This is a genomic window from Lysobacter sp. KACC 24251 (genome assembly GCF_057747755.1).
Genome location: NZ_CM173222.1, coordinates 1906403 through 1930059, shown reverse-complemented (window position 1 = coordinate 1930059; position 23657 = coordinate 1906403). Strand labels below are relative to the sequence as shown.

General features: G+C 65.7%; 19 protein-coding genes. 11 read left to right on the top strand and 8 right to left on the bottom strand.

Translation table 11 applies throughout. The annotated features are described in order from the left end of the window. Positions 1-15 precede the first annotated feature (15 nt). Positions 16-1128, bottom strand: a complete 1113-nt coding sequence (gene queG, locus AC3ARF_RS08990; RefSeq protein ID WP_498927164.1) for a tRNA epoxyqueuosine(34) reductase QueG — start codon at positions 1126-1128, stop codon at positions 16-18. On the opposite strand from queG, the gene AC3ARF_RS08985 reads away from it, so the two are divergent. The 6 genes from AC3ARF_RS08985 to AC3ARF_RS08960 all read left to right on the top strand — a co-directional run bounded on the left by AC3ARF_RS08985 (position 1127) and on the right by AC3ARF_RS08960 (position 8825). Further along, a complete protein-coding gene (locus tag AC3ARF_RS08985; protein ID WP_498927162.1) occupies positions 1127-2602 on the top strand; it encodes an NAD(P)H-hydrate dehydratase in 1476 nt (491 codons plus the stop codon). The two genes, queG and AC3ARF_RS08985, sit on opposite strands and share 2 nt — an antisense overlap. Positions 2603-2604: 2 nt before the next feature. Continuing rightward, a complete protein-coding gene (gene tsaE, locus AC3ARF_RS08980; RefSeq protein ID WP_498927160.1) occupies positions 2605-3078 on the top strand; it encodes a tRNA (adenosine(37)-N6)-threonylcarbamoyltransferase complex ATPase subunit type 1 TsaE in 474 nt (157 codons plus the stop codon). Positions 3079-3166: 88 nt separating this feature from the next. Then, a complete protein-coding gene (locus AC3ARF_RS08975) occupies positions 3167-4801 on the top strand; it encodes an N-acetylmuramoyl-L-alanine amidase (RefSeq protein WP_498927158.1) in 1635 nt (544 codons plus the stop codon). 86 nt (positions 4802-4887) lie between these two features. Next, positions 4888-6750, top strand: a complete 1863-nt coding sequence (gene mutL, locus AC3ARF_RS08970; RefSeq protein WP_498927156.1) for a DNA mismatch repair endonuclease MutL — start codon at positions 4888-4890, stop codon at positions 6748-6750. A gap of 1 nt (position 6751) precedes the next feature. Then, positions 6752-7705: a DUF1684 domain-containing protein gene (locus tag AC3ARF_RS08965; protein ID WP_498927154.1), complete on the top strand. Its 954-nt coding sequence runs from the start codon at positions 6752-6754 to the stop codon at positions 7703-7705. Positions 7706-7742: 37 nt separating this feature from the next. After that, positions 7743-8825, top strand: coding sequence for a TraB/GumN family protein (locus AC3ARF_RS08960; RefSeq protein WP_498927153.1), 1083 nt, complete (start codon positions 7743-7745; stop codon positions 8823-8825). 10 nt (positions 8826-8835) lie between these two features. Here the strand turns inward: AC3ARF_RS08960 and rnfB are convergent, their stop codons facing one another. The 4 genes from rnfB to AC3ARF_RS08940 form a co-directional block, all read right to left on the bottom strand. Further along, on the bottom strand, positions 8836-9300 hold the full coding sequence (rnfB, locus tag AC3ARF_RS08955; RefSeq protein WP_498927151.1) for an Rnf electron transport complex subunit RnfB: 465 nt from the start codon (positions 9298-9300) through the stop codon (positions 8836-8838). A 58-nt stretch (positions 9301-9358) separates the two neighbouring features. After that, positions 9359-11482, bottom strand: a complete 2124-nt coding sequence (gene metG / locus AC3ARF_RS08950; RefSeq protein WP_498927149.1) for a methionine--tRNA ligase — start codon at positions 11480-11482, stop codon at positions 9359-9361. Positions 11483-11657: 175 nt separating this feature from the next. Further along, positions 11658-12104, bottom strand: a complete 447-nt coding sequence (locus AC3ARF_RS08945) for a DUF2147 domain-containing protein (protein ID WP_498927147.1) — start codon at positions 12102-12104, stop codon at positions 11658-11660. Between the two features lie 168 nt (positions 12105-12272). Then, positions 12273-14963, bottom strand: a complete 2691-nt coding sequence (locus AC3ARF_RS08940; protein ID WP_498927146.1) for a TonB-dependent receptor plug domain-containing protein — start codon at positions 14961-14963, stop codon at positions 12273-12275. Between the two features lie 365 nt (positions 14964-15328). Between AC3ARF_RS08940 and apbC the strand changes: the two genes are divergently transcribed. The 4 genes from apbC (at position 15329) to AC3ARF_RS08920 (ending at position 20659) form a co-directional block, all read left to right on the top strand. Then, positions 15329-16396: an iron-sulfur cluster carrier protein ApbC gene (gene apbC, locus AC3ARF_RS08935; protein ID WP_498927144.1), complete on the top strand. Its 1068-nt coding sequence runs from the start codon at positions 15329-15331 to the stop codon at positions 16394-16396. A gap of 122 nt (positions 16397-16518) precedes the next feature. Then, the gene (locus AC3ARF_RS08930) at positions 16519-17892 is read left to right on the top strand and encodes a S8 family peptidase (protein ID WP_498927142.1); all 1374 of its coding nucleotides are present in this window, start codon (positions 16519-16521) and stop codon (positions 17890-17892) included. 126 nt (positions 17893-18018) lie between these two features. Beyond that, complete coding sequence (dcd, locus tag AC3ARF_RS08925) at positions 18019-18588, top strand: dCTP deaminase (protein ID WP_498927140.1); 570 nt, start codon at positions 18019-18021, stop codon at positions 18586-18588. A 91-nt stretch (positions 18589-18679) separates the two neighbouring features. Then, positions 18680-20659 carry an alpha/beta hydrolase family protein gene (locus AC3ARF_RS08920; protein ID WP_498927138.1) on the top strand — a complete coding sequence of 660 codons (1980 nt, stop codon included), beginning with the start codon at positions 18680-18682 and terminating at the stop codon, positions 20657-20659. Between the two features lie 52 nt (positions 20660-20711). Here AC3ARF_RS08920 and AC3ARF_RS08915 read toward each other — a convergent pair whose 3' ends face one another. From AC3ARF_RS08915 to AC3ARF_RS08905, 3 genes are all read right to left on the bottom strand, one after another. Then, complete coding sequence (locus tag AC3ARF_RS08915) at positions 20712-21014, bottom strand: hypothetical protein (protein WP_498927136.1); 303 nt, start codon at positions 21012-21014, stop codon at positions 20712-20714. A gap of 73 nt (positions 21015-21087) precedes the next feature. Further along, positions 21088-21519, bottom strand: coding sequence for an HIT family protein (locus AC3ARF_RS08910; protein ID WP_498927134.1), 432 nt, complete (start codon positions 21517-21519; stop codon positions 21088-21090). Positions 21520-21534: 15 nt separating this feature from the next. Further along, positions 21535-22203, bottom strand: coding sequence for a dienelactone hydrolase family protein (locus AC3ARF_RS08905; protein WP_498927132.1), 669 nt, complete (start codon positions 22201-22203; stop codon positions 21535-21537). 122 nt (positions 22204-22325) lie between these two features. Here AC3ARF_RS08905 and rimO point away from each other — a divergent pair, with 122 nt between their 5' ends. Beyond that, positions 22326-23657, top strand: coding sequence for a 30S ribosomal protein S12 methylthiotransferase RimO (rimO, locus tag AC3ARF_RS08900; RefSeq protein ID WP_498927130.1), 1332 nt, complete (start codon positions 22326-22328; stop codon positions 23655-23657).

The window sequence follows — 23657 nt, the reverse complement described above, 5'->3', positions numbered from 1 at the left end:
GCGCACCGGTTTGACTCAGGCAACACCATGGCGCTGCAGCGCCCATGCCACGTGCTCGCGCACCAGCGCGCTGTCGTGCCCGCGCCGCGACTCCAGCGCCACCACCACCTCGGGCGATGTCGGCGCATTGCCCAGCGCCACCGCGATGTTGCGCAGCCAGCGCTCATGTCCGCTACGGCGGATCGCCGTGCCTTCAGTGCGACGCAGGAACTCCTCCTCGGTCCAGGCGAACAGCTCCGCCAATGTCGCCTGGTCGAGGTTGTTGCGAGCGCGGAAATCCGGTTCGTCGCTGCGCTTGGCGAACTTGTTCCATGGACACACCAGTTGGCAGTCGTCGCAGCCGAAGATGCGGTTCCCCATTGGCACGCGCAGCTCTTCGGGAATAGGGCCGTCGTGCTCGATGGTGAGGTAGGAAATGCAGCGTCTGGCATCCAGCCGGTACGGCGCGACGATTGCCTGCGTGGGGCACACCTCGATGCAGCGGGTACAGGTGCCACAATGTGCCGTGGCCGGTGGATCCACGGGTAGCGGCAGGTCGACGTAGATTTCGCCGAGAAAGAACCACGACCCCCCATCGCGATCGATCAGGCAGGTGTGCTTGCCGATCCAGCCGAGCCCTGCATTTCGCGCCAGGGCGCGTTCCAGCACCGGCGCGGAATCGACGAACACGCGGTAGCCGAAGGGGCCGATCTCGGCGGCGATGCGCTCGGCCAGTTTCTGCAACCGCTGGCGCATCAGCTTGTGGTAATCGCGCCCGAGTGCGTAACGGGCCACGTAGGCCCGCTCGCCTGCGGCCAACGTTTGCCACGCCTCCGCGTCATCACGGCGGCCGTAATCGAGCCCGACCGAAATCACACGCAGCGTGCCGGGGAGCAGTTCGTCGGGGCGCGAGCGCTTGTCGCCATGGTGGGCCATCCAGCCCATGGAGCCGTGCAGCCCCTTCGCCAGCCAGTCTCTCAGGTGGACCTCGTCGGCATCCAGTTCGATGCCTGCGACACCGAAATGCTGGAACCCGGCTTCTTGCGCAAGCGCGCGCAGGCGCGGCGCCAATGCGTCGAAATCGGTCGCTGTGTGGGCGGGCGGGGCAGGGAAAGGGCTCACGGCGAGGGCAGTATAGAATCGCGGCATGTCCGACGCTCCCCTGTATGCCGTTGAAGCCGTGCGCGCGGTCGAGGCGCGGGCCAGTGCGCGCCTTGGCGATGCAGCACTGTTGATGGCGGGGCAGGCCGCGTGGCAGGTGGTGCTCGACCGCTGGCCTGACGCCATGCGCATCCTGGTGGCCTGTGGCCCCGGCAACAATGGCGGCGATGGCTACGTGCTGGCGCACCACGCGTTGGAGGCTGGTCGGGATGTGCGGGTGGTTCGCTTGCCGGGCCATGCACCGCGCGGAGCCCTGGCGGTGCACGTCGCCCAGGACTATGCCCAGGCCGGCGGCAAGGTGGTCGAGTGGTCCGGCGAGTTGCCGCCCGCGGATCTTGTCGTGGATGCGATGTTCGGGATTGGCTTTGCGGGCGCGCCCCCAGGTGACGCGGTTGCGCTGTTCACGGCGATCGGGCAGGCGAAGGTGCCGGTCCTGGCCTTGGACGTGCCCAGCGGCGTGGATGCCGACACCGGTGCCGTCGCGTCCTTGGCGGTCCGCGCCGATGCGACGATCGAATTCCTCCTGCGCAAGCGCGGCCTGGTAACAGGCGCGGCGCTGGACCACGTGGGCGACTGCCTGCTCGCCGACCTGTGCGTCACGGAAGCCGATGTTGCGGCCACGTCGCCTGCTGCCGAGTTGATGCGGGCTCCCTCGCTGACTTCGCGTCTGCCGCGGCGTTCGCGCGAAAGCCACAAGGGACGCCACGGTCGCGTGTTGTGCCTGGGGGGTGAACTGGGCCACGGCGGTGCGATCCTGCTGGCCGCCGAGGCCGCGTTGCGCGCTGGCGCGGGTTTGGTGGATATCGGCACCCGTGCCGAACACGTGACCGCGATGTTGTCGCGCCGACCCGAAGTCATGGCGCACTGCGTGGATACTGATGATCCTGCGCTTCGCGGGCTGGTTGAAGCCGCGGACGTCATCGCGCTGGGACCCGGCCTCGGGCAGGACGCGTGGGGCAGGGCCCTGTTCGAGGCATCGCTCGCGTCTGGCAAGCCCCTGGTGCTGGACGCCGATGCGCTGAATCTGCTCGCATCCATGCCGCAACCGCTGCCGGACTGCAGCGTGTTGACCCCTCATCCCGGTGAAGCTGCCCGACTGCTGGGCAGCGATGCCCACGACGTGCAGCGTGACCGCTACAGCGCCGCGCATGCCTTGGTGCAACGCTTCAACGCAGTCGTCGTCCTCAAGGGCGCCGGCACCGTGGTGGCTGCGCCGGGTTCCACGCCGCGCGTGGTCGGTGCCGGGAATCCCGGCATGGCTGTCGGCGGAATGGGCGATGTATTGACCGGCGTGGTCGCGTCGCTGCGCGCGCAGGGACTTTCCGCGTTCGATGCGGCCAGCTTCGGGGCGCTGCTTCATGCCGTTGCGGGTGACGCCGCGGCGGCAGTCGCGGGCCCAATCGGACTGCTGCCCAGCGACCTGATGCCCGAATTGCGCCGCCTGCGCAATGCGAAGGAGTAATCGTGACGGAACTTGAGTTGGTCGACGCGGACGCGACGGCTCGCCTGGGTGAGGCCTTGGCCCGCTCGCGACCAGCGCATGCCGTGGTGCACCTGCGCGGCGACCTGGGCGCTGGCAAGTCCACGCTGGCCCGGGCGCTGCTACGCGCATTGGGCGTCACGGGCACCATCCGCAGCCCGACATACACGCTGGTCGAGCGCTACCCCCTGCGCGGCGGGGGCGAGGCATGGCATCTGGATCTATACCGCATCGGCGACCCGGCGGAGCTCGAGTTCCTCGGGCTGGATGCCGACGAGGTCACCCTGTGGCTGGTCGAATGGCCCGAGCGTGGCCGCGGCGCCCTGCCAGCAGCCGATCTGGTAGTTGAGTTGACGGTCGCAGGCGAGGGGCGCCGGGCGGTGCTGCGGCCCTTGACCCCCTCTGGTGCGGTGTGGGTTGAGGCGGCGTCGCGCCATGAGGTTGGCCCTGACTCCTGATCTGTTCACTAGGAAGTTGGGGCAGGTTGCGGATCTATAAGGGAAAAAGGGCTTGCAATCCATGCGGCGGAGTGATTGACTTGCCCCCATGCGAGTGAAAGGGGCCACCGTACAGAAGTTCCTGCTTGGCACGGCGCTGCTGACAGCGCTGGCCTGGAACTTCGCACATGCCAGTGAAATCAAGGGCTTGGAGCTCCGTAACGGCGCCACCGGCACTCGTGCCGAGATTGCCCTGGATAAGGCGGCCGAATTCAAGGTCATCAGTCTCCAGGAGCCGGACCGGCTCGTGGTCGACTTGCCCGCGTCCGCGTTGGGCAAGGGCGTGGCCATGCCGGCCGGTGCCGGCGTGGTGAAGTCCGTTCGTGTGGGGCAACCCGCGCCGGGCACCGCCCGCATCGTTTTCGACCTTGCCGAAAAGGTTGCCGTGCTCAAGCCACGGCTGGAACCAGTCGCCAGCGGCGCCACCCTGGTGCTGGAATGGCCGGGCGACGGCTTGGCCATGGGCAAGGTGGAGTCGCCACCGGCCAGTTCCGTGGCGTCCGCAGTGGTCCCCGCTCCCGGAGCGGCCAAGCCGCAGGCGCCGGCCGGCGCTTCAACCCCGGCTCCCGTGGATCAGGCCGCGGCTTCGTCCGCGGCAACGACCCGCTTGATTTCGCAGATCGCCTCGGCATTGCCCGCTGGCAGCGCCACCACCTCCAATGCAGCGTCCGTACAGCGTCCTGCGTCGCCGGGAGAAACCGGTACGTCGGGCTCCACTACGTCCTCGGCCACATCCACGTCCTCGGTGCCCGGCGCCACGCGCGTGGCGACCGGGGTACCGACCCGCGTCGCATCGGGTACCGCTGCGCCAGCGGTCACTTCTTCGGCAACTTCCGCCGTGAAACCCATTGCAGATGACGAGGCCTCGCGCGCCGCGGCCGTGAAGACGCTGCAGGACGTGATGACGGGCCGCGGTGCCCGCCCGCTTGTCATCGCCATCGATGCCGGCCATGGCGGTCAGGATCCGGGGGCCATGGGAATGAATGGCACCCGCGAGAAGGACGTCACGCTGGCCATCAGCCGCGAACTGGCGCGACAGATCAACGCCACGCCCGGCCTCAAGGCCTACCTCACCCGCGACCGGGACATGTTCCTCCCGTTGCCGCAGCGCGCCCATCTCGCGCGCGCGGCCAAGGCCGACATGTTCATCTCCATCCATGCCGACGCCGCCGAGAACCGCAGCGCCGATGGTTCCTCGGTGTACGTGCTCTCCCTGAAGGGTGCGTCGTCGCAGCGTGCTCGCTGGCTGGCCAACAAAGAGAACTCCTCCGATCTGATCGGCGGGGTGCGCCTTGAGAAGGCCAACAACACGCTGGCCTCGGTCCTGCTCGACCTGACCCAGTCCGGCCACATGCGCGCCTCTGAGGAGGCGGCCGATCACGTGTTGAGCGGCCTCAAGCGCGTCGGCAACAACCACAAACCGCACGTGGAGCGCGCCAACTTCGCGGTGCTGCGAACTTCCGACATGCCGTCGATGCTGGTGGAAACCGCCTTCATCTCCAATCCGGAAGAAGAGCGTCGCCTCAATGACCCGGCGTTCCTGCGCAAGATCGCGGGGGCGGTCGTGGATGGGGTCAATACCTATTTCACCCGGCAACCACCGCCCGGCACCTATTACGCAGCGCGTGCGCGGGCCACCGAAGTGGCATCGGCCGGTGCCGCAGCGGCGGGCGGAAGCCCCTGAGTCCAAGCGGGCGCCGGTCGCGACAGCGATTCCGGCTATCATCATCGTTGGCCTTTTGACGACGCCGTCCAGACGTCGCCCCCCACGTGCCCATCCGCCAACTGCCTGACACCCTGATCAACCAGATCGCCGCCGGCGAAGTCGTCGAACGACCCGCGTCGGTGGTGAAAGAACTCGTCGAGAATGCCCTCGATGCCGGTGCCAGGCGCGTGGACATCGACCTGGAAGAGGGCGGTGTCCGCCTGATCCGCATACGCGATGACGGCTTTGGCATCCCAGCCGAGGAACTCCCCCTGGCGGTGTCGCGCCACGCGACCAGCAAGATCGCCTCGCTGGATGACCTGGAGGGCGTGGCGACGCTGGGATTTCGCGGCGAGGCATTGCCGTCCATCGCCTCGGTCAGCCGGTTCCTGTTGGCGTCGCGACACCGAGCGGCCGAGCACGGCGCAGCGCTGGAGATCGACGGTGGTCGCGTAGGGCAGGTGATGCCCCGCTCGCATCCGCAGGGCACCACCATCGAAGTCCGGGACCTGTTCTTCAACGTGCCCGCGCGCCGCAAATTCCTGCGCGCTGAGCGCACCGAGCTGGGACACATCGAGGATTGGCTGCGGCAGCTGGCACTGGCCCGACCGGACGTGGAGTTGCGCGTCTCGCATAACGGCAAGCCCTCGCGGCGCTGGAAGGGCGAGGGCGACCTTCTGTCCGAGGTGCGCCTGCATGAGGCCTTGGGCGAGGAGTTTGCCCGCAATACGTTGCACGTCGACCACGCCGCAGCGGGCTTGCGCCTCCATGGGTGGATTGCACAGCCGGCCTACAACCGGGCCAGCGCCGACCAGCAGTTCCTGTACGTCAATGGACGCGCGGTACGCGACCGCAGCGTGGCGCACGCGGTAAAGCAGGCGTATTCGGACGTCCTGTTCCACGGGCGCCAGCCGGCCTACGTGCTGTTCCTGGTGCTTGACCCGCGGCGGGTCGACGTCAACGTGCATCCGGCCAAGCACGAGGTGCGCTTCCGCGATGCGCGGCTGATCCACGACTTCGTCTATCGCACGCTGCACGAGGCTCTGGCGGGGACGCGCGCGGGCGTGGTGGTCGGGGGGGCGACGGGCATGGACGGGCAAGCTGCTGCCGTCATGCTGGGGCAGTCTGTTCCCGGAGCCGGGACAACGCCGGCGAGTCTCGCCTTCGGCGCGCCGGGAGCGGGTGGCGGTGCCGGTATCAGCTGGAACCGGCCACAGGCCCCGTTGGGCTTGCCGGTGGAAGAAGTGCGTGCGTCGTACGGTGCGCTGTACGGCGCCCCCTCCGCGACCGTGGCGTCGGCCACCGCCAATCACATGCCCCTGCCCAGCAACGGCGACGCCAGCTTGCCGCCCCTGGGCTACGCCATCGCCCAGTTGCACGGCATCTACATACTGGCTGAAACCGGCGACGGCCTGATCGTCGTCGACATGCATGCCGCGCACGAGCGCATCGGCTACGAGAAGCTCAAGACCGCGCACGATGGCGAAGGCCTGCGCACGCAGCCGCTGCTGGTGCCTGCCACCCTGGCGGTGGCCGAGCGCGAGGCCGACGTCGCCGAGCGCGAAGTCGATACGCTCGCCGCGCTTGGGTTCGAGATCACCCGCAGCGGCCCGCAGTCGCTGACGCTGCGCAGCGTGCCCGCGCTGCTGGCCCACGGTGACGTGGAGGCGTTGCTGCGCGATGTGCTGGCCGACCTGCGCGAGCACGGCGAGTCACGACGTGTAGCCGCGGCTCGCGATGAGCTGCTGGCGACGATGGCCTGCCACGGCGCCGTTCGCGCCAACCGCCGCCTGTCACTGCCCGAAATGAACGCCCTGCTCCGGGAAATGGAAATCACCGAGCGCTCCGGCCAGTGCAACCATGGCCGTCCGACGTGGGCGCGATTTACCCTTGCCGATATTGATCGCTGGTTCCTCCGAGGACGCTGACATGCGCCTGACTTCTCGTTCGTGGCATCGCGCGCTGCTCGCGATTGCCTTGCTTTCGTCCGCATTCTTGCCCGGCTGTGGCGACAAGGAAGAGGCCGCCCCCGCCACGCCATCGGCCGAGGACGTGGCCTTCAATGCCGCGCAGCAGGCATGGCGCGAGCAGCGCAAGGCGGACCTGACCAAGCCCGACGGTTGGACCAGCCTGATTGGCCTGCACTGGATCGACCCGGGGTCGCACTACATCGGTAGCGACGCCGACAATGGCATCCGCCTGGCAAGCGGGCCGGCGCACCTGGGCCTGCTGACGCTGAAGGGCGACACCTTGCGCTTTGCGGGCGAGTCCAAGGTGGCCATCACCCTGGACGGCCAGCCCCACAAGGGCGCGGCCACGCTCCGAAGCGATGCAGACCCGGCCGGTCCCACCGTCATCGGCTTCGACGAGGGCAAGGGCATCGCCACGGTGATCAAGCGCGGCCAGCGCTACGCGCTGCGGGTGAAGCATGCCGACGCGCCGACGCGAGTCGGGTTTGCCGGATTGGATTACTGGCCTGCGGACCGCGCGTGGCAGATCCCCGCGCGGTTCATTGCGCACCCGGCGGGCAAGACCCTGGACGTGGTGAACATCATTGGCACCACCGATGCGATCGCCAACCCAGGCGTCGTGGAATTCCAGCGCGACGACAAGACCTTCCGGCTGGAAGCGCTGGATGAGGGCGACGGCAAGTTGTTCCTCATCCTGGCGGACCGTACCAGTGGACAGGGCAGCTACGGGGCGGGTCGTTACCTGTACGCCAACATGCCGGATGCGCAGGGCCAGGTGCTGCTGGACTTCAATCAGGCCTACAATCCTCCCTGCGCGTTCACCTCCTTCGCTACCTGCCCGCTGCCGCCGCTGGAAAACCGGCTGGATCTGCAGATCACGGCCGGTGAGAAGGCCTACGCCAAGAAACTCTGACCCACCGGTCCCCTCCGCCGCCCTTGCTCCCCTAGACATGTCCCGACGCCTCAACGCCCTTGGCCTGATCCTTGGTTCCGCCACCCTGATCTCGGCGATGGCGTGGGCGGCGACGGACGCTCCCCGGGTCACGCCTGCTCCGACGCGTGCGACGGTATCGGCAAAAGGCACACCTGCGGCATCCGCCACACCTGCAATGGCGACAAAGGCCGCGACCACCGCGCCCGTGCCACTGCTGTGGAAGGTCTCCGACCGCGACAACACCCTGTACCTGCTGGGCTCGCTGCACCTGCTCAAGCCGAGCGACTATCCGCTGTCGGGCGATGTCGACCGCGCCTTCGCAGACGCCGAGAAGGTGGTGTTCGAAGTGGCGCTGGAGGAACTCGCCGATCCCGCCACCGCGCAGAAATTCCTGCTGGCGGCCGGTTATGGCGACGAACGCCGCCTGAGCACGGTGGTGCCGCCGGTCCTGCGCGAGAAGCTGGATCGCCTTCTTGCGCGACAGGGCAGCTCCATCGCGGCCATCGACCGGTTTGAACCGTGGTTCGTGAATCTCTCACTGACGCTGGGGATGGCCGGTGCACAGGGCTTCCAGGCGGAGATGGGCCTGGACCAGCATCTGGCCCGCCGCGCAATCGAGGCCGGCAAGGCCACGGGCGCACTGGAAAGCATCGACTTCCAACTAGGCGCCTTGGATGCCTCGCCGATGGAAGAACAGGTGGCCGGCCTCGTGGACTTTGTAGACCGCTTTGCCGAAATGCCGGCCGTGTTGACCGAACTGCATGACGCCTGGCGCAGCGGCGACACGGGACGGCTGGAGCAGCTCACGCGTGTGGAGATGCAGGAAAAGGCCCCGGCCTCGTACCGCATCATGAACGTGCAGCGCAACGATGCCTGGATGCCCCAGTTGCAGGCCATGCTGGATGGCCAGGGCCAGGACGACGACGTTCTGGTGGTCGTGGGCTCGCTGCACCTGTTGGGCAGCGATGGCGTCGTCGAGAAGCTGCGAGCGAAGGGCTACGCGGTGGAGCGCGTCTGTTCCGCCTGCAGCGCGACGGGCATTGGCCGTGCGGCCGCAGAGTCCGCCGCCGGGGCCGGCGCCAGCGCCCAGGGCCGCTGATTCCCCGGCATTATTCGCCGAAGTGCGGCCCCTGAGCCGCCACCGGCGCGACCATCACGATGCAATCCACCGGGCACGCGGGTATGCATAACTCGCAACCGGTGCACAGCGGCTCGATCACCGTGTGCATGTGCTTGGAAGCGCCGATGATCGCGTCAACCGGGCACGCCTGGATGCACTTCGTGCAACCGATGCAGTCGGCTTCGATGACCAGCGCAACCAACGCAGCCTTGTGCTCGCCACGGGCGCGGTCGTAGGGGATGGGCGACATGCCCAGCAAGTGGGCCAGCGCGTGCGCGCCCGCATCGCCACCGGGCGGGCAATGATCGGGTCCTGCCTCGCCGGTGGCCATGGCGTGGGCGTACGGGCGACAGCCCGGATAGCCGCACTGGCCGCACTGGGTCTGCGGCAGCAGGCGGTCCAGACGCTCGGTGAGCGCCTCAAGGTCCGTCGTCCGGGGGGATGCCGTGGCCATCGGTCCAGTCGCGCCGGTCGACTTGGGGCCGGCGTGAACTTCCTCTGCGATCAGAGGCTCAGCGAACCGGCATGCCCGGCTGCACGCCGCTGTCGGCATCCAGCAGGTGCAGGCTGCCGCCATCGAAGCCGGCGGACAGGATCATGCCTTCGCTCAGGCCGAAGCGCATCTTGCGCGGCGCGAGGTTGGCAATGAACACCACGTTGCGGCCCACCAGCTTTTCCGGCTCGGCGTAGGAACCGCGAATGCCGGAGAAAATCTGGCGCTTGCCCAGTTCACCGGCGTCCAGTTCGAAACGCAGCAGCTTGTCCGATCCCTCCACGAACTCGCACGCCATCACCTTGCCCACGCGCAGGTCGAGCTTGGCGAAGTCGTCGATGCCGATGTAGGCCGGCGCGCCGTCAACCGCCGGTGCCCCAGCGCCCCCTGCCGTCTTCGCGTTGGCCTTCGCTGTGTCGTTGCCAGCTGCTTTCTTTGCCGTTTCCTTGGCTTCGCTTGGTGCGGTCGCAGCGGAGGTGGTGGGGGCGGACTGCAGGGATTCCTTGCTGGCTTCGATCATGGCTTCAATCTGTTTCGGGTCGATGCGGGTGAAAAGCGGGGTGTATTCGTTGATGCGGTGGGCGATCAGCGGGACCTGCAGGTCCTGCCAGCCGGTGACGGGCGCCGCAAGGAATGTCTCGGCCTGTGCGGCCACGCGCGGCAACACCGGCTTGAGCGCCGCGGCCAACACGCGGAACAGGTTGATTCCCTGCGTGCACACCGTGTGCAGCTCGGCGTCGGCACCTTCCTGCTTGGCCAGCACCCACGGCTTGGTGTCGTCGATGTAGCGATTGGCCTCGTCCGCGAGTGCCATCGTCAGGCGCAGCGCCGTGGCAGCTTCATTGCGGGCATACGCCTCGGCGATTGGCGTCAGCTGGGCCACGAAGCGGTCGTACATGGCCGCATCGGGTAGGGACGAGGCCAGCTGGCCGCCGAAACGCTTGCCGATGAACCCTGCGCAACGGCTCGCCAGGTTCACGAACTTGCCAACCAGGTCCGAGTTCACCCGCGCCACGAAGTCGGCGAAGTTGAGGTCCAGGTCGTCCACGCCGCCGGAGGTCTTGGTGGCGAAGTAGTAGCGCAGCGCCTCGGGATCCAGCCCGTGCTCGAGGTAACTGCGGGCCATGATGAAGGTGCCACGCGACTTCGACATCTTGGCGCCGTCCACGGTCAGGTAGCCGTTGACGTGGAGGCGCGTGGGCGCGCGGTGGCCGGACCCGTGCAGCACCGCCGGCCAGAACAGGCCGTGGAAGTTGACGATGTCCTTGCCGATGAAGTGGTGCATCTCCGCCTTGCTGTCCGGGCGCAGAAAGCTGGCGAAATCCAGTCCCGCGCGCTCGCACAGCGCCTGGAAGCTGCTCAGGTAACCGATGGGCGCATCCAGCCACACGTACAGGTACTTGCCCGGGTGACCGGGAATCTGGAATCCGAAGTAGGGCGCATCGCGCGAGATATCCCACGCGCGCAGGCCGCCTTCGGCGTCCAGCCATTCCAACAGCTTGGCCTTGGTACCGGCGGTGGCCACCTCACCGGACAGCCAGCCGCGCAGGAACGCCTCGAACTGGCCCACCTCGAAGAAGAAATGCTCCGACTCGCGGATCACCGGCGTGGCGCCCGACAGCACCGAGTGCGGGTCCTTCAGCTCGGTGGGCGCGTAGGTGGCGCCACAGTTCTCGCAGTTGTCGCCGTACTGGTCGGCCGCGCCGCAGTTGGGGCAGATGCCCTTCACGTAGCGGTCGGGCAGAAACATGCCTTTCTCGGGGTCGTACAACTGCGCCACAGAACGGCGGGTGATGTGCCCGTTCTCCAGCAGGCGCTGGAAGATCGCCTCGGTCAGGACGCGGTTGCCTTCGGAGTTGGTCGAGTCGAAATGGTCGAAGGCCACCCCGAAGTCGGCGAAGTCGCGTTCGTGGGCCACCTGGATGCCAGCGATGTAGGTTTCCGGCGTCATGCCGGCCTTCTCCGCCGCCAGCATGATCGGCGTGCCGTGGGTGTCGTCCGCGCACACGAAATGGACCGTGTGGCCCGCCATGCGCTGCGCCCTCGTCCAGATGTCGCCCTGGATGTAGCCCACCAGGTGGCCCAGATGGATCTGGCCGTTGGCATAGGGCAGGGCGCAGGTGACGAGGTGCTGGAGGGGCATGGGCGTGGGCAGCGTGGCGGGTCGGAGATTATCGCATGGGGGTTGAGCCTTGATCCGCATGGGCTCGGTTGGTCATACCCGCCGTGATCGGCCCGCGGGCACCCAAACGCTGCCGCCATGACCGCCACAAAAAAGCCGGCCACGGGGCCGGCTTTGTTGCTGGATTGGATGTGGGTTAGCGGCGAACCCAGACCTGCGTGCGGCCGAGCAGCGAGAAGCCCATGAAACCACGCACTTCCAACTTCCTGCCGCCCTCGATGGGCCGGATCTTCACCGAGTAGACCTTGCCGGTGGCGGGGTCGAGGATCTGCCCGCCTTCCCAGCCGTCACCCTTCTTCTTCACGCCCCACATCATGACCATGCCCTTGACCGGCTTGCCCTTGCGATCGCCTGTGCACTTGTCGCAGACCGGGTTCGGGCCGCGATCGGAATGCAGGATTTCGGCGACGCGAGCGGCCAGCGAGCCATTGGTGGTCTCGTAGATTTCCACCACGGACTTCGGCTTCTTGGTCTTGTCGTCGATGGTGGTCCACGAGCCGACCGGTGAGGTCTGCGCGAACGCGGCGGCCGAGAGGGCCAGCAGCGGCAGTGCAATCAGGAGCGTAAACAGTTTGTTGCGCATCGGTCCCCTCCCAGGGATTCGTGGATTCTGGCCCCCGGCCAGGCCGGGCGGGCATGATCTTTTATACAGAATTCGTCGGCGTATGGAAGCGCCTCACCATGACTCCATCCAAAAAAGAAGCCCGGCATGCGCCGGGCTTCAAATTGGGAACGCAGGTACAGGCGGTGCTTAGTTGAACTTGTAGTCAAACTGAACGAACACTTCCCGGCCGATCGGGCTGTAAGCGCGCCAGAAGTACGGGTAGGTGTAGAACGTGTCGTCCTCCGGAGCCAACTTGTCGAACAGGTTGTTCACGGTCACGCCCACGGTGGCCTTGGGCGTGATCTTCTTGCTCAGGCCGGCGTTCCACACGATGTAGGGAGCGATGCGGCCGGTCTCGGCCCAGTTGGGCGCCGAACCCCAGCGATAGCCGTACAGCGAAGCGCCCCAGTCGTTCCTGTTCCATGTGGCAGACCAGTTGATGCGGCTGCGGAAGTCGAAGTTCTGGAGCGAGTCGCGGTACTGCTGCACGCCGTCGCCCGGGAACTCTTCGAACTCCTGCTTCAACGTGTGCGACCACTTCAGGCCAAAGCGGAAGTCGCCCAGGCGGTCGGTGTCCAGACGATAGTCCACGGCGGCGTCGATACCCTCCACCGCGTTGTAGCTCTGGTTGATTGGGTTCAGTCGAATCTCCTCGATGCGACCATCGTTGGGACCACCGACCGTACGCGTGACAAAGCTCAGGAACTGCTGGCAGCCTGCCGAGTTCGAGTCCACAGCCGACCCGTCGCGATCCGTACCGAGACGGCAAGCAGCCTCGTTGCGGAGCAGGTAGCCGGTGCCCACGTCGGACACCGCGCTGTCCAATTCGATGTGGTAGTAGTCGGCCGAAACCGAGAAGCCTTCGAACGCGTCCCACACAATGCCGGCGGTCCAGGACTTGCCCTCTTCCTCTTCCAGGAAGGCATTGCCCTGGCGGGTGCCGAACACCTGATAGTTGTACGGCGTCTGGGACGCGCAGGTGGTCAAGCTCAGGCCATCCCGACGGCACTGGTATTCGTCGAACACGCCGGTGAAGAAGCCGGAGGTGTCGGCGAAAACGTAGTGCATGTCCGGCGCGCGGAACGACGTGGCATAGGAGCCGCGGACGAGGAGCCCGTCAAGCGGACGCCATTCCAAACCGGCGTTGTAAGTGACAGCGTCGTCAACCTGGGTGATGTCGTCGTACTTGTCGTAACGCCCTGCCAGCTGCATGGTCAGGCTGTCGAGGATCGGAACCGAGAACTCCAAGCCGAAGGCGTAGCGGTTGCGCTCGCCGCCGCCGCCGGTGCCGGTCAGGTTGTAGATGGCGGTCGCGGGATTGGCGCCCGGGAGAAGTCGCGGATCCGGAGTCAGGGTGTATTCCTGCCTGCCGGCTTCCAGGACAGCAGCCATTCCGACGGCACCTGCGGGCAGTTCAAACAGGTCGCCACTCAGGACGAAGTTGGCCTGGGTGACGCTGGATTCGGCCTCGGTCTTCACCATCGTGCTCAGCGACTGATAGGTCGTCGGGTCGATGGGGTTGAAATAGCGCTGCAGGTTGGTGCGGTAAATCGGGTAGCGCGTTGAGCCTACCAGCTGGGTTCCCAGCTGCGGGCCGAGGAAGTAGTCGAACAGCGGCTGCCGCAGAAAGCGCGGGCGGTTGATCTCGACGTCGTACTCCGAACGCGAGAGGGTCGCATCCCAGTCGAAACGCTCACCCAGCCTGCCGCGCAGGCCCACGGCGAAGTCCCAGGAAGACTCGTCGTTTTCGGTCTGCTGCGGCCCGATTTCGGCCGGAGTGAAGATGCGCTGGCCATCCACGATGCGGCCAAACTGCGGGTCGAAGTACAGCGGGGTGCTGAAGAACTGCGTTGCCGATGCCGTATCAGCCTGCGAGTTCCAGACATTCAGGCTGGCAAACCCTTGCAGGCTGTCGGTGAAGTCCATCACTCCGTAAAGGTATGCGGAGGCGTTCTGCAGCGAGTTACGGATCTGCTGGGTGGCGGGGTAGCCGAAGTAGCCGCAGCCCTGGCCGAGGTTGTTGGGGAGCTGGAAGCGTTCGAACTCGTCGAAGCCGCCGCACGTTGCGTCGGCACCGAACGGCCACAGACGGTTGTTGGTCGCGGCCTGGCGGTTGCGCAGGCGAATGCCCTCAACCGGAGTCGGGTTGGCGGTGGACGGGTCGTCGCGGTACGAATCCATGAAGTCGCGCTGGCGCGCAAAGAGTTCTTCGCGGGCGACGTACTGCATGGCGTAGGTCAGCGACCAGTTTTCGCCCACCTTGCCGCCGGTCCATTGGATGTCGGCAGAGTCGCCGCCACCGCGGGTGGTCGTGCCGGCGCGCAGGCGCAGGTCGTTGCCGTCGTAGTTTGTCTTGAGGATGATATTGACCACGCCGGCAACCGCGTCGGAGCCGTAGATCGCCGAGGCGCCGCCCGACAGGATCTCGATGCGCTCGACCGCCGCACGCGGGATTGCGTTCAGATTCACGAAGTTCGACTGGCCGTTGTACGGCAGCGGATAGTCAGCAGCGCGGCGGCCGTTGATCAGGGTAAGCACGCGACCCGGGCCAAGGCCACGCAGGTCGATCACGCTGGCGTTCGGAGTGAAGCCGCTCTGTGTGAGCTCGTTCTGAACGGAGCCAGTCACCTGGGTCAGCGTGTTCAGCGCTTCCGCCACGGTCGTGAAGCCTTGGGTCTCGAGGTCCTTGGACGTCAACACCGTGACGGGGGCAGGGCCTTCAATCTGGGCCTTCTTGATTCGCGAACCCGTGACGACGACGCCTTCGACGGTCGTGGCTTCTTCCTTCTTCTCGGTGGTCTCCTGGCTCGCTTCCTGAGCCATGGAGGTGCCTGCCATCGATACGAGAAGAGCTCCCATTAGCGCCGAAGTCAGCCGGCTGCGCTCAAGCCTCTTGTTACGCGTCACCACGATCATTACATCCCCCCAAAACGAATTAATAACGAATTTTTGACAACCAGCTTAGGGCTGGCATGCCGACGTTAACATGCGGTTAAGTCAAAAACACATCATCGTCACAAAATTCCGGTAGGGAGTTGGAGCGCCTATGGCCCGGAATGATTTGCTCGACCAAGCGCCAAGCTCGGGTCATCAAAGCTGGGTAGCGGTACTTCGGGGGATGTGCGGGGGCTGGACTGGCGGGGGCAGAGGGAGCGGTACAATCCTTGCCTCTGATGACTGGTCAGCGGGGCACGCGTTCGACAATGGGCGTTGCGGAACTGGAAAAGCGGCTGGGCGGCCTTCGGGTTCCCGAACTGGATGTTGACTTGGGGGCCTTTGCCCGGGTGCGAGTCGCCGTGTCTGCAAGCGCGGCCGCCGTCGAGGTCGTGGCAGACATTCCGGTGGGTTGGCTGAAGCCCTGGGCCGAAGAGGCAATTGCCCAAGCCTTGGCGGCGGACGGCTATGGCTTGAGCCGCCTCGAGATCACGCAGAGGATTGCCGCCCACGCGGTCCAGCCCGCGCTGTCGCCGCTGCCGAACGTAAAGAACATTATTGCCGTGGGGTCGGGCAAGGGCGGTGTCGGCAAATCCACGACCGCGGTCAACTTGGCGGTCGCCCTGTCCCAGGACGGCGCTAAGGTCGGTCTGTTGGATGCCGACATCTACGGTCCCAGCATCCCCACCATGCTGGGCCTGCACGGGCGGCCGGACAGCCCGGACGGAAAGTCGATCGAGCCGCTTCGTGCCCATGGGGTTGTCGCCATGTCGATCGGCCTGCTCGTGGACCAGGACACGCCCATGATCTGGCGCGGCCCGATGGCGACATCGGCCCTGTCGCAACTGCTGAACGACACCCGCTGGGGTGAACTGGACTACCTGATCGTGGACCTGCCGCCGGGCACCGGTGATATCCAGCTCACGCTGGCTCAGAAGATCCCCGTGGCGGGGGCCGTGATCGTGACGACGCCACAGGATGTGGCGACGCTGGATGCCCGCAAGGCTTTGAAGATGTTCGAGAAGGTCGAAGTGCCGGTGCTGGGCCTGGTCGAGAACATGGCCGTGCATGTCTGCAGCAACTGCGGGCATGCTGAGCACATTTTCGGCGAGGGCGGCGGCCGGCGGATGGCCGAGCAATACGGTGTGCCTCTGCTCGGCAGCCTGCCGTTGGACGTTGAGGTGCGCGAGCTGGGCGATAGTGGCCACCCCATTGTGACCAAGGCGGCAGAAACGGCCACCGTTCATGCCTATAAAGTGGCCGCTCGTCGGCTAGCGGTTCAGCTTTCAGGTAGACCTCAGGTTGCAAGGCCTTTATCCGTCTCGCTTTTGTCCTGAAGTCGGCCTCGATCGAGTGCTGCAGTGCAGCATGCGGCCGGGGCAGCTATCCCCCTAGATTCGGATGGCGCGGCTAGTGTGGCCGCGCTTTCCTGTTCTTACCTTCGGGGGTAGTTCCAGATATGAAGCATTCAATCCGCACCGCGGCCCTGGCCGGCGCAGTTGTCGCCTCTCTCGGCCTGTCGTCCGCGGCGTTCGCCGGCGGTCGTCCTGACCTCGTCATCTCCGGCCTCAATGCCGGCCGTGCCCACCAGGCCAACGAACTGCTGGTGAAGTTCCGTGACGGCACCACTGCCGCGCAGCAGACCGCCGTTCGCCAAGGATTGGGCGCCTCCAAGATCGACGTCGTCCGTGCCGGCAACAGCCAGCGCGGCGAACTGGCGCTGATGCGCCTTCCTGCCGGCCGCGATCTGTCCGCCACGGTCAGCGCCCTGAGCCGCAACGCGGCTGTCGAATACGCCGAGCCGAACTGGATCTACACCCATTCCGCCACCTCCAACGACACCTACTACACCAACGGTTCGCTGTGGGGCATGTACGGTGACGCCTCGTCGCCGGCCAACCAGTACGGTTCGCAGGCCGCCGAGGCGTGGGGTCGTGGCCATACCGACTGCAGCAACGTCGTGGTCGGCGTGATCGACGAAGGCATCTTCTACAACCACGAAGACCTGGCCGCCAACATCTGGACCAACCCGTACGATGCGGCTGATGGCGTCGACAATGACGGCAACGGCTACGTCGATGACACCCGCGGTTGGGATTTCGACGGTGGCAGCAACAACATCAACTCCGGCGGTGCCAATGATGACCACGGCACTCACGTGTCGGGCACCATCGCGGGTGTGGGTGGCAATGGCAAGGGCGTGGCAGGCGTGTGCTGGAGCGGCGTGAAGCTGATCAGCGCCAAGTTCCTGGGCCGCCGCGGCGGCACTACCGCCAACGCGATCAAGGCGGTCGACTATTTCAATGACCTCAAGAGCCGCCACGGCCTGAACATCGTTGCCACCAACAACTCGTGGGGCGGCGGTGGCTTCTCGCAGGGCCTGTCGGACGCGATCACCCGCGCCAACAACGCCGGCATCCTGTTCATCGCCGCGGCCGGCAACTCGGCCTACGACAATGACGCCCAGGCCAGCTACCCGTCCAACTACCCGCAGGCCAACATCATCGCGGTGGCTTCGACGACCAGCACCGGCGGCCTGTCGAGCTTCTCGCAGTGGGGCGCGACCACGGTGGACATCGGTGCGCCGGGTTCGGGCATCTGGTCGACCGTTCCGAAGTCCAGCCAGGGCAGCGTGATCTCGGGTTATGCCAGCTACAACGGCACCTCGATGGCCACCCCGCACGTGACCGGCGCTGCCGCGCTGTACGCCTCTTCGCACCCGGGTGCGACCGCGGCCGACATCAAGGCGGCGATCATGGGCTCGGCGGTGCCGACTCCGTCGCTGCAGGGCAAGGTCGTCACCGGTGGCCGCCTGAACGCCAGCGGCTTCTGATCCCGTCTTCGGGGTGAGCGAAGGGCCCGGCGGATGCCGGGCCCTTCTTCTTTTGGGACACGACTGCCCCCGGCAGGGGCTAAACGTTAGAATCGGCGCTTCCGACCGCTGGGTGAGCCCCTCCGCATGAGCATCAAGTCCGACCGCTGGATCCGCCGCATGGCCGAACAACACGGCATGATCGAGCCGTTCGAGCCGGGGCAGGTCAAGACCGGGGCCGATGGCCAGCGGATCGTCAGCTACGGGACGTCGAGCTATGGCTACGACGTGCGCTGCTCGCGCGAGTTCAAGGTGTTCACCAACATCAATTCCACGATCGTCGACCCGAAGCACTTTGACAGCGGCAGCTTCGTCGACATCGAATCGGACGTCTGCATCATCCCGCCGAACTCGTTCGCCCTCGCGCGCACGGTCGAGTATTTCCGCATTCCCCGCGACACGCTGGTGGTCTGCCTGGGTAAGAGCACCTATGCCCGCTGCGGCATCATCGTCAACGTGACGCCGCTGGAGCCGGAGTGGGAAGGGCACGTGACGCTGGAGTTCAGCAACACCACCCCGCTGCCGGCGCGCATCTACGCCAACGAAGGCGTCGCCCAGATGCTGTTCTTCCAGTCCGACGAGGTCTGTGAGACCTCGTACAAGGATCGGGGGGGCAAGTACCAGGGGCAGGTGGGTGTCACGCTGCCTCGTACTTGAGCGCGGGCACACTCTTTGGGTAGCAATGCCCGGAAGGGGGGTAATGCCGTTCCCGTCGCGTTGAATCAAAACTCTGGATAGGGGGAGAAGGATGTTGAAGAAGTGCATTGCCGCGATGGGGATCGCGCTGGTATCGGGGGGCGCCGCAGCGTCACCGCCGCCGATCGAGGATTTCGTACGCCACCCGACTTACAGTACGGCCAAGATTTCACCAGATGGCCAGTATCTCGCGATGACGGTCGACCGGGGGGAGCAGGATGTCCTGACGGTGCTGCGTACCCGGGACATGAGCATCGTCAAGATCAATCAGCTGCCGGAACAGAAGAGCGTTGGTAGCTTCCATTGGGTCAGCCCAAACCGGTTGATGTTCAACTCCATTCGCAAGTTCGGCCGTTTCGCGCGGCCGTTTGGCACCGGTGAGTGGTATGGCGTAAACGCCGACGGATCCCAGCCGCGGGCGCTGGTGTTTTTTGGCACCCGTGACGTGACCCAGCGGGGCAAGCAAGTCAAGGGGAGCTTCAGCCTCCTGGATACGCTGGAGGACGATGACCAGAACGTCCTGATGTCGGTCAGTTACCCCCGTTCGGCCGATGGTGTCGGTACAGAAGTGGTCCTGTTCGACACTATCGCCGGTAGCTGGAAGACCGTGGCGAAGGCTCCGCGGGAGAACTGCAGCATCTCGCTGGATTCGCAGAAGGTGCCGCGATTCGCGGTCTGCTTCGATGATGAGGACGACCAGGGGCGCTACGAGAGCCACTCGGAGCTCTATCGCCGTGGCGACGACGGCAAGTGGACGCTGATCAACAGCTCCAAATCGTCCGGGAAGCGATTGAGCGTTGGCGGCGGCGGGGCGGGTGGACAGATCTATGCGACGCTGAGCGATGGCAAGGCGCCTGCGGCGTTCGGCGTTATCGACCCGCAAACCGGTCAATTCAAGACTCTGTTCCAGGATCCGGTTTCGGACCCCTCTGGATACATTGAGTCGGTGGACGGAAAGACCGTGCTTGGCGTTGTGACCGAAGCGGGTGCCCCGCGGGTCACGATGGTTGATGAGTCACACCCTGATGCCGAGCTCTATGCGTCCCTTGCCGCGGCATTCCCCGGGCAGTTCGTCAACTTCTCTGGCGGCACCGAGGACGGCAAGCAGGTGCTGGTCTCCGTCCGCAGCGACCGCAATCCGGGCGAGCTCTATCTCTACGACAGGGACAGCGGTAAGGCCCGCTTCCTGATGCAGGGGCGCAAGTGGCTTGACCCGGAGCGGATGGCTAGCGTCAAGCCTTTCTCGCTCACCACCCGTGACGGATTGAAGATTCACGGTTACCTGACGATTCCAAAGGGCAGCACGGGCAAGAACCTGCCGATGATCGTCAACGTTCATGGCGGCCCGATGGGGCCTCGTGATGATTGGGCGTTCAACTGGGAGACCCAGTTGTTGGCCAGTCGGGGCTATATGGTGATGCAGGTCAATTACCGCGGTTCCGGTGGGTTCGGCAAGGCGTTCCAGGACATGGCCTACGGCCAATGGGCGCAGGGCATCATGAACGACATCATTGACGCCACGCGCTGGACAATCGATCAGGGTTATGCGGATGCCAATCGGGTATGCATCTACGGCGGCAGCTTTGGGGGTTACGCGTCGCTGATGGCACCCGCTCGGGACCAGCAACTGTTCAAGTGCGCATTCGGTTACGTGGGACTCTACAGTGCCGACATTCAGATGAAGCTCAGCGACACCAGCCGGAGCGAGTCCGGCATGCGTTACCTCGTGCGCGCCTTTGGTAGCACTCAGGCGGAGCGGGATGCGATGTCGCCTGCGTTGCACGCGCAGAAGATCAAGCTTCCGGTGTACTTGGCGGCTGGCGCGCGTGACGCGCGTTGCCCGCCGGAGCATACCGAAGCCATGGCCAAATCCCTGACGTTGGCGGGCAATCCGCCCGAAGGCGTGATCATCCAGTCGGGGGAGATGCACGGCTTTTACAAGGAAGAAAACAACCTGCGCCTGTATACCGAGATGTTGAAGTTCTTTGATCGCCATATTGGCGACACCAAGACGGCCGTCGTAGCGCCCTGACTCAGGACCAGGGGAGGCGCTGCCTCCCCTGGCTCCCAGCGAATGGCCAGCTTCAGCGCTTTTCGTAGGTGACGAAGAACCCTTGTAGGTCGCCATTCTCGATGTATGGGACCACGCTGTGCACGCGGTAGCCACGCTGGTCGAACACCACGTGCGCGCGATTGAGCGAGTTGGCGGCGCCCTGGTTCCGGAAGCCCCAGGATGCATCAACCCAGATCGTGATGGTGGCCAGCTTGCCTTGCACGGCCTCGTCGGCGGCGACTTCTGGCTTCTTGCCGAAGAGGGCGGCGTTTGCCGGCGTGCTGGCAAGCGTGGAACAGGCGAGGATTGAGGCCAGGAATAGTCGGCGGATCATACGGGCTCCGGATCATCACGACGCCCACGGGGATCGGGCGCAACGTCGCAAGCATGCCACGTGGCGTCCAGGGTCAGCCGGGAAGCACGTCCCGAAGTCGCTGGATGCGATCGACCAGATCCTCTGCGCTGTAGGGCTGGGCATCGGCCATTCCCCAGACGGGCCGGGGCCAGGCAATGTCGGTGGTGTAGCGTGCGATCACGTGGATGTGCAGTTGCGGCACCATGTTGCCCAGCGCCGCCACGTTGATCTTGTGGGGTTTGAATGCGGCCTGGAGCGCGCGCGACGCGACCGTGATCTCGTGCATCAGCGTTGCCTGGGCCTCGTCGGTGAGGTCCACGATTTCCACGGCGGCTGGCACCCGGGGCACCAGGATCAGCCACGGGTGGTTGGCATCGTCCATCAGCAGTACATCGCACAGGGGTAGGTGTGCGACCGGCTGGGTGTCATTGGCGAGCTGCGGGTGCAGCTCGAAGTGGGTGGACACCGGGGACTTGTGGCTCATGGGGCGCCTCGCGGGTCAGTACACCGGCCGCAGCGTGCGCCGGAAGAAGGACAGGGTCCGCTCCAGCGCGAGCGTGGCACTGGCCTCGTCGTAGTCGGCGCGCTGGTCGCAGTTGAAGCCATGGCCAGCCGGGTAGACGTGGATCTCCGCGGTGGGCTGTTTGCTGCGATGCAGGTCGATGGCCTCTGCCGGGATGCTCGGGTCATGGTTGCCAAAGTGGAACATCATCGGCGCATCCAACTGCTCATCCAGGTAGGGCGTCGTGCGCGCCCCGTAGTAGCTCACCGCCGGCATGGACAGGCGGGTATTGGCCAGGAAAGCGACCGAACCACCCCAACAGTAGCCGACGACGCCCACCTTGCCGGCCTCCTGGACCACGTTGGCCGCGGCCTTGATGTCTTCCAGCGCCCGCTCCATGCCGAGTCGATCGACCAGGTCCTTGCCGCGCTTCACCCCGTCGGCGTCGTACTCCAGCTCCACGCCGTGCTCGAAATGGTCGAAGAATGCCGGCGCGATGGCCACGTAGCCATGCGCGGCGAAGGTGTCGCAGACATGGCGGATGTGGTGGTTGACGCCAAAGATCTCCTGCACGACCACCAGCGCGCCCTTGGGCGGAATGGGGGGCTCAGCGCGCCAGGCCTGGATCCGGCCGGTGGGGGTTTCGAGGGAGATCCATTGGCTCATGGTGTTGCTCCTGAACGGCTTTGGGAGATGGTACCCCCGCCCGGGGCCGGTCGGCAGCCCGGCAGGGCTATAATTCGCGGCCCCCGGCCCGGATACCGGCCGCTGCTTCCGTTGGTCCTTTCATGTCCCTGCAAAACCCCAAGGTCGGCTTCGTCAGCCTCGGCTGCCCGAAGGCACTGGTCGATTCCGAGCGCATCCTCACCCAGCTCAAGGTGGAGGGGTACGACATCGTCCCGACCTACGACGACGCGGACGTGGTGGTGGTCAATACCTGTGGCTTCATTGATTCAGCGGTCGCCGAGTCGCTGGACGCCATCGGCGAGGCCATCGCCGAGAACGGCAAGGTCATCGTCACCGGCTGCCTGGGCAAGCGTCCCGAGGAGATTCGCGCGGCGCACCCCGGCGTGCTGTCCATCTCCGGTCCGCAGGACTACTCCAGCGTGATGAGCGCGGTGCACGAGGTGCTGCCGCCCAAGCACGATCCGTTCATCGACCTGGTGCCGGACTACGGGCTGAAGCTGACGCCCAAGCACTACGCCTACCTGAAGATTTCCGAAGGCTGCAACCACCGCTGCAGCTTCTGCATCATCCCGTCGATGCGGGGCGACCTCGTGTCACGCCCGGTGGACGACGTGCTGCGTGAGGCGGAGCGGCTGGTGCGGGGTGGCGTGAAGGAATTGCTGGTGGTGTCGCAGGACACCTCGGCCTATGGCGTGGACGTGAAGTACGCCGAGCGCGAGTGGCGCGGCAAGGCCTACCAGACGCGGATGAAGGCGCTGTGCGAAGGCCTGGGCGAGTTGGGCGTGTGGTCGCGCCTGCATTACGTGTACCCGTACCCGCACGTGGACGACGTGATCCCGTTGATGGCGGAAGGCAAGGTGCTGCCGTACCTGGATATCCCGTTCCAGCACGCCAGCCCGCGCATCCTCAAGCTCATGAAGCGCCCTGGCGCGGTGGACAAGACGCTGGAGCGGATCCAGCGCTGGCGGTCCATCGCCCCGGACATCACCCTTCGCTCGACCTTCATCGTCGGCTTCCCCGGCGAGACCGAGGCCGAGTTCGAGGAGCTGTTGGACTTCCTCGACGAGGCTCAACTCGATCGCGTGGGCGCATTCGCCTATTCGCCGGTGGAGGGAGCCGCGGCCAACGCGCTGCCCGACGCAGTTCCGGAAGAGGTCAAGCAGGAGCGCTTGGCACGCTTCATGGAGCGTCAGTCCGAGATCTCCGAGGCCAAGCTTGCCGCCAAGGTGGGCACGATCCAGCGCTGCCTGGTGGATGCCATCGACGGCGATCTGGCCATCGCCCGCTCGATGGCCGACGCGCCGGAAATCGACGGCCTGGTGCAGATCCAGAACGGCTTCGAGGCTGGGCTGAAGGTCGGTGAGTTCGTCGATGTCGAGATCATGGGCAACGACGAGCACGACTTGTACGGCGAAGTGCCCTTCAACGATTGA

What these genes read in the sequence shown, in the direction of transcription:
- AC3ARF_RS08985 (WP_498927162.1), top strand. Translation starts at nt 1,127, where the DNA reads ATGTCCGACGCTCCCCTGTATGCCGTTGAAGCCGTGCGCGCGGTCGAG.
- queG (WP_498927164.1), bottom strand. Translation starts at nt 1,128, where the DNA reads ATGCCGCGATTCTATACTGCCCTCGCCGTGAGCCCTTTCCCTGCCCCG.
- AC3ARF_RS08975 (WP_498927158.1), top strand. Translation starts at nt 3,167, where the DNA reads ATGCGAGTGAAAGGGGCCACCGTACAGAAGTTCCTGCTTGGCACGGCG.
- AC3ARF_RS08965 (WP_498927154.1), top strand. Translation starts at nt 6,752, where the DNA reads ATGCGCCTGACTTCTCGTTCGTGGCATCGCGCGCTGCTCGCGATTGCC.
- AC3ARF_RS08960 (WP_498927153.1), top strand. Translation starts at nt 7,743, where the DNA reads ATGTCCCGACGCCTCAACGCCCTTGGCCTGATCCTTGGTTCCGCCACC.
- rnfB (WP_498927151.1), bottom strand. Translation starts at nt 9,300, where the DNA reads ATGGCCACGGCATCCCCCCGGACGACGGACCTTGAGGCGCTCACCGAG.
- metG (WP_498927149.1), bottom strand. Translation starts at nt 11,482, where the DNA reads ATGCCCCTCCAGCACCTCGTCACCTGCGCCCTGCCCTATGCCAACGGC.
- AC3ARF_RS08945 (WP_498927147.1), bottom strand. Translation starts at nt 12,104, where the DNA reads ATGCGCAACAAACTGTTTACGCTCCTGATTGCACTGCCGCTGCTGGCC.
- AC3ARF_RS08940 (WP_498927146.1), bottom strand. Translation starts at nt 14,963, where the DNA reads ATGGCAGGCACCTCCATGGCTCAGGAAGCGAGCCAGGAGACCACCGAG.
- apbC (WP_498927144.1), top strand. Translation starts at nt 15,329, where the DNA reads ATGGGCGTTGCGGAACTGGAAAAGCGGCTGGGCGGCCTTCGGGTTCCC.
- AC3ARF_RS08930 (WP_498927142.1), top strand. Translation starts at nt 16,519, where the DNA reads ATGAAGCATTCAATCCGCACCGCGGCCCTGGCCGGCGCAGTTGTCGCC.
- dcd (WP_498927140.1), top strand. Translation starts at nt 18,019, where the DNA reads ATGAGCATCAAGTCCGACCGCTGGATCCGCCGCATGGCCGAACAACAC.
- AC3ARF_RS08920 (WP_498927138.1), top strand. Translation starts at nt 18,680, where the DNA reads ATGTTGAAGAAGTGCATTGCCGCGATGGGGATCGCGCTGGTATCGGGG.
- AC3ARF_RS08915 (WP_498927136.1), bottom strand. Translation starts at nt 21,014, where the DNA reads ATGATCCGCCGACTATTCCTGGCCTCAATCCTCGCCTGTTCCACGCTT.
- AC3ARF_RS08910 (WP_498927134.1), bottom strand. Translation starts at nt 21,519, where the DNA reads ATGAGCCACAAGTCCCCGGTGTCCACCCACTTCGAGCTGCACCCGCAG.
- AC3ARF_RS08905 (WP_498927132.1), bottom strand. Translation starts at nt 22,203, where the DNA reads ATGAGCCAATGGATCTCCCTCGAAACCCCCACCGGCCGGATCCAGGCC.
- rimO (WP_498927130.1), top strand. Translation starts at nt 22,326, where the DNA reads ATGTCCCTGCAAAACCCCAAGGTCGGCTTCGTCAGCCTCGGCTGCCCG.